At 56.6% G+C, this 6,000-nt stretch carries 4 protein-coding genes and 2 pseudogenes; all 6 read right to left on the reverse strand.

Translation table 11 applies throughout. From position 1 onward, the window contains the following. Positions 1 to 7: 7 nt before the first annotated feature. The gene (locus PM2_RS25300; RefSeq protein ID WP_371059045.1) at positions 8 to 1,297 is read right to left on the reverse strand and encodes an MFS transporter; all 1,290 of its coding nucleotides are present in this window, start codon (positions 1,295 to 1,297) and stop codon (positions 8 to 10) included. Positions 1,298 to 1,528: 231 nt separating this feature from the next. After that, positions 1,529 to 1,786 carry a PAAR domain-containing protein gene (locus PM2_RS25305; RefSeq protein ID WP_016711089.1) on the reverse strand — a complete coding sequence of 86 codons (258 nt, stop codon included), beginning with the start codon at positions 1,784 to 1,786 and terminating at the stop codon, positions 1,529 to 1,531. Continuing rightward, complete coding sequence (locus PM2_RS25310) at positions 1,783 to 2,673, reverse strand: DUF6708 domain-containing protein (protein ID WP_028699824.1); 891 nt, start codon at positions 2,671 to 2,673, stop codon at positions 1,783 to 1,785. Before PM2_RS25310 ends, PM2_RS25305 begins: the two co-directional genes overlap by 4 nt. A gap of 2 nt (positions 2,674 to 2,675) precedes the next feature. Continuing rightward, positions 2,676 to 3,795, reverse strand: a pseudogene (locus PM2_RS25315) (T6SS effector BTH_I2691 family protein); the annotation flags it as partial. Positions 3,796 to 3,896: 101 nt separating this feature from the next. After that, a complete protein-coding gene (locus PM2_RS30330) occupies positions 3,897 to 4,790 on the reverse strand; it encodes a hypothetical protein (RefSeq protein ID WP_070087246.1) in 894 nt (297 codons plus the stop codon). 2 nt (positions 4,791 to 4,792) lie between these two features. After that, a pseudogene (locus tag PM2_RS31010) lies at positions 4,793 to 6,000 on the reverse strand (T6SS effector BTH_I2691 family protein); the annotation flags it as partial.

The raw sequence follows: 6,000 nt of genomic DNA on the forward strand, positions 1-6,000 counted from the left end.
AGCGCACTCAGGCGCTTTCGACCTTGCGCGGTGCCATGAAGTACATCCACACCAGCGCCAGGAAGTACATGGCCGGAATCATGGTGAACAGCACGGCATAGTTGTTGTGGGTAGCGGTCAGCACGCTACCGACAATCTGCGTCATGAACATTCCGCCAATTGCCGCACACATGCTGCCAAAGCCGAACACCGTGCTCACCAGGTGCTTTGGCGTGTAGTCCATCACCAGGCTCCAGATATTCGCCGTCCACGCCTGGTGCGCGCCCACCGCCAGCGAGATGGCCGCCACCGCGACCCACAGGCCACTGGCGTTGGCGGCAAAGATGACGCTGAGCATGGTGCAGGCAAAGATCAACATGGATACCAGCCGCGCCGTGGTGGCACGCACGCCGCGTCCGATCAGCCACGACGACAGAATGCCGCCGCCGATGCTGCCAAAGTCCGCCGTCAGCCAGATGATGATCAGCGGGATACCCATCTGGGTCACGTTGATGCCCAGGCTGTACTGCTGGTTAAGAAACGGCGGCAGCCAATACAGGTAGAACCAGAACACCGGCGCGGTAATCGCATAGGCCACCGCAAAAGCCCAGGTCCCGCGCAGGCGCAGGATGCGGCTGAACGGCACGCGGGTCGGCTCGGGCTCGTCATCCTGCTGGATGTACTGCACCTCGCTCTGGCGCACGCTGGGGTGGTCTTCAGGGTTGTAGTACTTCAGCAGCCACAGCACCACCCACACCAGGCCCAGGCTACCCATGGCGATGAATGCGGCCTGCCAGCCCCACACGGCCAGAATCAGCGGCAGCAGGGCCGGGGTAACCATGGCGCCGACGTTGGTGCCGGCGTTGAACAGCCCGGTGGCAATCGCCCGTTCACCCGCTGGGAACCACAGCCGCACAGTCTTGACGCAGGCCGGATAGTTGGCGGCCTCGGTCAGGCCCAGGATGAAGCGGCAGACCATGAAGCCGGCGGCCGAAGTCGCCAGGCCATGAGCACCGGTGGCCAGGCTCCACAGCAGCACGGCGAAGAAGAAGGCCCGTTTTACCCCCACCTTGTCGATCAGCCGGCCCTGCAGCAGAAAGCCGATCGCGTAGCCGACCTGGAACCAGAAGTTGATGTTGGCGTAGTCCATCGCCGTCCAGCTCATTTCCTTGGCCAGCACGGGTTGCATGATGCCGAGCGCGGCACGGTCGATGTAGTTCAGGGTGGTGGCGAAGAACACCAGGGCAAGCATGCCCCAACGGGTTTTGCCGACGCCGAACGCGCCGCGAAGCTTGTCGCCGATCGAACCCGGGTGCATCCGGGGTGCGGCGGGGGTGATCTTGGAGTGGTTCATAAACTGCTCGTTTCTTGAAATTGTATTCAGCTGCGGTACGACGGATACGTGGCCGGTTCCCAGGCAGGGGGCACGCAAGGCCGGTGCATGGTGCGCAGTGAAGATGGCAGCGTCAATTCACGAGACGGGCTACTGTTCGGTTATCGAACGGTTGCGAGGTGCAAAAGAGAGTGGCTAACGTGCTGATAGTCGTAGTCAGTCAATGAGCCAACCCGGGTCACCCTCGACTAGCGTGCCTCCATGGCTGGTGGTGTCCCCCTCCCTTGCCGCGGGTTGGCCCTCGATGATCGTGCAAGCTGCGCCGGTTTCGATGACGGCGCCACAACTGATGCGGTCGCCCACACGCGCCACGGCTCTGCCATCCACGAAGGTTGCGCTTGCACCGGTCTGCACCGTGCCTTCGCCATGGATCGGGCAGCTGTGGCGATGGCCTACCAATACGATGGGTCTCATTTGCGCTTCCTTTTGTTGAGTCTAGCAGGGGCTTCTTCGAAGGCAGCTGGGGGCGGTGGCGCGGCTCTAACGTTGAAGAGGCGGCAGATGCCGTACCAGCAGATGGCGACGGTCAGGTTGTAAGGGAACAGCACGGCCCAGAAGGGCAGTTGCCAGTTTTTCTTACCCTGCATTTCACCGGGCTCGCCGGTTCGCCAAGGGGCGTAGTGGCGCCAGGCTTCAGCCGGGGTCAGGCAGATGGCATGCAGTGGCTTGTGCCACCAGTTGGGTTCGCCGGGTGGGGGGAGTTTGTCGGGGCCATGGGCCATGAAGTGGCGCAGGTATTCCCAGACTTCGGCGACGTGCCTAACGTCGGGTTCGGTGGGTTCGTTGCTGTCGACCCAGAGGCAGTCTTTTTGGTGGAGGCTGCCGTCCGCACGGCGCGGGGCGAAGGCGAGGGCGTAGCTGGTGCTGAAGGATGAGCCGCCGCTTTCGGTGCGTTTGAACAGGCCACCGCCGGTATTGCTCCACTCAAAGACGAATACCTTGCTCAAGCGTTGATAGTAGATTTTTTGAGTTGAGCGGTTGAGGCAAATGGTTGATAAGCCTTTTATAAAGAAAATTCGATAAGCAAGGAATGGAGTGAATACAAAGGGCGTTATTAGAAACAAGATCAATAATATGATGTCTTCGTTGTAGATGTCCAAGAAGCTGGGGTAGAGGTAAGGGTAAGTGCCCATTAGTAGGGTGATCGTCATTGCGCAATATAATTTCCCCATAAACACGGAGTCTGTTACCCATGGGTTTCTTAGGCATAAGATGTTATCGGATATATTTGCCAATTGTCCCCTGATTGCAGGGTTGTGCCCAGAGTCCGACAATGAGTTGAATATCCAGAAGGTTGCCATGATCAGTGCTCCAGGCGAAAAATTGAAAAAAACCTAATTGTCTTGATCCAATCCTTGATTGGCGCTGTAAGTTAGATGCAGTGAGACATGATTTTGGTTGGCCAGTGTGTTCTCGAAATGCAGGACCAAGCCCGCACTTACGATGTGGCTGGTCGGGGCGATAGGGAATACGTCCATTCCTTGGTCGTCACGGAGGGTACTCAAGCTTCCTGACCATTCGCTTACGCCTAGCCTAAAGCCAGGCAGCAGCACGGTGAATTCAACGGTTGTTTGAGGTGTGGCTACTTCGTTGTGTGTGATAGCGGTCCAGTTGGGCGGAGACCAGTGATCATTTCGATGCCATTTCGTGTCGACCTTAGTTATACCGAGTGATAGGGCCTGCTCAGCGGACAGTAGTTTGGGGTCGTAATGCTCGTTTTGCCAGGCTTTGACCTCAGCTTTTAGTGAGGCGTAAGCAGGCAGTTTTTTCTCATAGTCCAAGGTAATATCAGGACGCACCTCTCCGTCATTGATGCGATTACCGAAAATGCTGCGTGCGGCCCAAAGCTCAATGGGGCTGTGAAGGTGCTCATGTGCCTTAGCGTGCAGGTACAGGCCTCCTGCAATGATGGCTACGCCTACCAGGACCAGGGCGGCTGCGGCCCATCCGGCAAAGGGTACCAATGTTGTCGCGCCCGCAACGGCAAGACCTGCTTCAAGGGTGACAGCAGAGCCAATGGCCATGGTAAACCCATCAGCAATTGTGTATCTGCCAGCTGTAGAGTTACCGTTATCGAACTGGCGTGATCCCTTTGACAAATCTGAGAGCAGGCCGAACGCTATCGCAGGATATCCAGCTAAACGCGCAAACAGATTACTGCTTAAGAACTTGATAATTCCTTTGCCAAACGCCATCCCCGGCGCTGTCGAACTTAATCTCAGCATCACGGCCTTCTGCGTCGCCCTTACGCTGACCAGCATCGCCGCTGCTGCACCGATCACCCCGAAAATCGACGAAGCAAAACCCAAGGTGTATTCCGGGGCATTGCTTTTCTGCAGGCTGTTGTAGGCCGTCTGGAGCGATATGATGTTGTACCACAGCATCCCCGCATTCAAACCACCGCCTCCGCCCGATTTGAGTACCATGGTATTGACCGACTGGGCGGTAAGATAACGAATGGGCAGAATGGGGACGCGTGTGCTGCAGGCAGGGCCGGAGGTGGCGCTGCTGACGGAGGCGTTAGTCATGCACGCCTCCTTTTGCTTGCACGTGCCGGCCGTTCCTCAAACGCTTCAGGCGGTGGTGGTGCTGCGCGAACATTGAGGAGCTTGCAGATGAAGTACCAACAGATGGCGACGGTGAGGTTGTAGGGGAACAGCACGGCCCAGAAGGGCAGTTGCCAATTCTTCTTGCCCTGCATTTCACCAGGTTCTCCGGTTCGCCAAGGGGCGTAGTGGCGCCAGGCTTCAGCCGGGGTCAGGCAGATGGCATGCAGGGGCTTGTGCCACCAGTTGGGTTCGCCGGGTGGGGGGAGTTTGTCGGGGCCATGGGCCATGAAGTGGCGCAGGTATTCCCAGACTTCGGCGACGTGTCTGACGTCGGGCTCGGTGGGTTCGTTACTGTCGACCCAGAGGCAGTCTTTTTGGTGGAGGCTGCCGTCCGCACGGCGCGGGGCGAAGGCGAGGGCGTAGCTGGTGCTGAAGGATGAGCCGCCGCTTTCGGTGCGTTTGAACAGGCCACCGCCGGTGTTGCTCCACTCAAAAACGAATACCTTGCTCAAGCGTTGGTAGTAGATTTTCTGGGTTGAGCGGTTGAGGCAAAAGCTTGATAAATGGTTAATGAAGTATATTCGATAAATTAGGAATGGGAGGAAGGTGAGGGGCGAGAGCGCAAAGCTAGTCATTAATATAGGATTGGACCTGAAATACTTCAGGAATTCTCCGTCAAATAGATAGGGGTAGAAGCCGATCATTGATGCAGTAATTATCGCGCAGTACAGCTTTCCCATGAAGACAGAGTCTGTCACCCAAGGATTTCTCAAACATAAGGTGTTGTCGGATAAGTTTAATAATTGCCCGGCGATAGCGGGGTTATGCCCTGAGTTCGACATTGAGTCGAATATCCAGATGGTTGCCATGATTAACGCTCCAAACGGAAAATTGACAGGATCGCATGGTCTTCGTCCAACCCTTGATTGGCGCGGTAAGCTAGATGCAGTGAGACATGCTTTTGATTGGCCAACGTGTTCTCGAAATGCAGAACCAAGCCAGCACCTACGATGTGGGCGGTCGGGGTGATAGGGAATACGTCCATTCCTTGGTCGTCACGGAGGGCTCTCAAGCTTCCTGACCATTCGCTTACCCCCAGCACGAAGCCAGGCAGCAGCACTGTGAACTCAACGGTTGGTTGAGGTGTGGCTACTTCATTGTGTGTAATGGCTGTCCAGTTTGGCGGAGACCAGTGATCGTTATGATGCCATCGGGTGTCGACTTTAGTTATGCCGAGTGGTACAGCCTGCTCGGCGGATAGTAGTTTGGGACCGTAATGCTCGTTGTGCCAGGCTTTGACTTCGGTTTGAAGCGAAGCGAAAGGAGGAAGTCTCTGCTCATAGTCCAACGTAATGCCTGAGCGCACCTCTCCATCATTGTTGCGATTACCGAAAATACTACGTGCTGCCCAAAGCTCAATTGGGCTATGAAGGTGCTCATGTGCCTTGGCGTGTAGGTAGAGTCCCCCAGCAATAATGGCTACGCCTACGAGGACAAGGGCGGCTGCGGCCCATCCGGCAAAGGGTACCACCGTAGTAGCACCCGCTATGGCAAGGCCTGCTTCAAGGGCGACAGCAGAGCCAATAGCCATAGTTACCCCTCCTGCAAAGGTGTATCCGCCTGCAGCTGAATTGCCACTTTTGAGTTGGCGCATTCCCTTCGATATGTCAGAAAACAGGCCGAACGCTATTGCAGGATATCCGGCTACCCGCGCGAACAGGTTGCTACTTAAGAACTTGATAATTCCGTTGCCAAACGCCATCCCCGGCGCTGTCGAACTTAATCTCAGCATCACGGCCTTCTGCGTCGCCCTTACGCTGACCAGCGTCGCCGCTGCTGCACCGATCACTCCGAAAATCGATGAAGCAAAACCCAAGGTGTATTCCGGAGCATTGCTCTTTTGCAGGCTGTTGTAGGCCGTCTGGAGCGATATGATGTTGTACCACAGCATCCCTGCGTTCAAACCACCGCCTCCGCCCGAGGTGAGCATCCCGAGAAAGTTGGGTTGCACTCGCGCAGTGGTGGTCAGTTCTATCGAGACCGTCCGGCTCCCCGAAATGCGCAGCTGTTTCATCTCTT

This window comes from Pseudomonas monteilii NBRC 103158 = DSM 14164 (genome assembly GCF_000730605.1).
Classification (GTDB): domain Bacteria; phylum Pseudomonadota; class Gammaproteobacteria; order Pseudomonadales; family Pseudomonadaceae; genus Aquipseudomonas; species Aquipseudomonas monteilii.